The sequence below is a fragment of the Psychrobacter sp. 1U2 genome (assembly GCF_051847575.1).
On record NZ_JBPYDC010000174.1, the window covers coordinates 1 to 1,524 of the forward strand.

Consider the following 1,524-nt stretch of genomic DNA (forward strand, 5'->3'; position numbering starts at 1 on the left):
ATGGTAAAAAATACCTTATTGTGGCTGGTGGTAATCGGCGTTTTGGTACTGGTGTTTAGCGGCTTTGATCAATCATCTGAGCCAGATAACCTTAACTACTCTGAGTTTGTGACCGCAGTGTCTGAAAACCAAGTAGCCAGTGTTGAGATCGACGGCGAGCAAATCATCGGCGAAAAGAAAAATGGTTCATCTTTTGAGACCATTAGGCCAGCTGTGACTGATGAGCAGTTGATGCCTCTATTACGTGAAAACCAAGTCGAAGTCCAAGGGACTGCGCCTAAACGTCAAAGCGTGCTGATGCAATTGCTAATAGCCAGTTTCCCAATCTTATTGATTATTGGTTTATTTTTGTTCTTTATGCGCAACATGCAGGGCGGCGCTGGCGGTAAAGGCGGCGGTCCGATGAGCTTTGGTAAGTCTAAAGCTAAGATGCTGACTGAAGACCAAATTAACGTCAATTTTGAAGACGTTGCTGGTTGTGAAGAGGCTAAAGAAGAAGTCGTTGAAGTCGTTGATTTCTTACGTGATCCTGATAAGTTCACTAAGCTTGGCGCAACCATTCCACGTGGTATCTTGATGGTAGGTCCACCTGGTACAGGTAAGACACTATTGGCAAGAGCCATTGCTGGTGAAGCCAAAGTGCCTTTCTTCTCAATCTCAGGTTCTGATTTTGTAGAAATGTTCGTCGGTGTTGGTGCGTCTCGTGTTCGTGATATGTTTGAGCAAGCGAAGAAAAGTGCGCCATGTATTATCTTTATTGATGAGATTGATGCTGTTGGACGTCATCGTGGCTCTGGTATGGGCGGCGGTAACGACGAGCGTGAGCAAACGCTTAACCAGTTGTTGGTTGAGATGGATGGTTTTGAAGGTAACGAGGGCGTTATCGTCATTGCAGCGACTAACCGTGCAGATGTACTCGACAAAGCGTTATTGCGTCCGGGTCGTTTTGACCGTCAAGTACAAGTAGGGTTGCCAGATATCAAAGGTCGCGAGCAGATATTGAAAGTGCATTTAAAGAAACTTCCCAATACAGTCGCTGTCGATGCAAATGCTCTTGCTCGTGGTACACCTGGATTTAGCGGTGCACAACTGGCTAACCTAGTAAACGAAGCAGCATTGTTTGCAGCTCGTCGCAACAAAACTAGCGTCGATATGAACGACTTTGAAGATGCTAAAGATAAGCTATACATGGGTCCTGAACGAAAATCTATGGTGATACGTGAAGAAGAGCGCCGTGCAACTGCTTATCACGAATCAGGCCATGCTTTGGTTGCTGAACTACTACCGGGTACTGATCCTGTTCATAAGGTAACAATTATGCCGCGTGGATTTGCACTTGGCGTAACATGGCAATTACCTGAGCATGACCAGACCAGTATGTATAAGTCAAAAATGCTCAGCGATATTGCTATTTTGTTTGGTGGACGTATTGCAGAAGAAGTGTTCATTAATCAGATGTCAACAGGTGCTTCTAATGACTTTGAACGTGCCACAAAAATGGCTCGTGCTATGGTTACTAAGTAT

General features: G+C 45.1%; 1 protein-coding gene. It reads left to right on the forward strand.

Annotated elements, in window-relative coordinates; genetic code table 11:
• Nucleotides 1–1,524 (forward strand): ATP-dependent zinc metalloprotease FtsH (gene ftsH, locus ACS8FD_RS14210; RefSeq protein WP_439276342.1); only part of this gene is annotated, 1,524 nt, incomplete at both ends.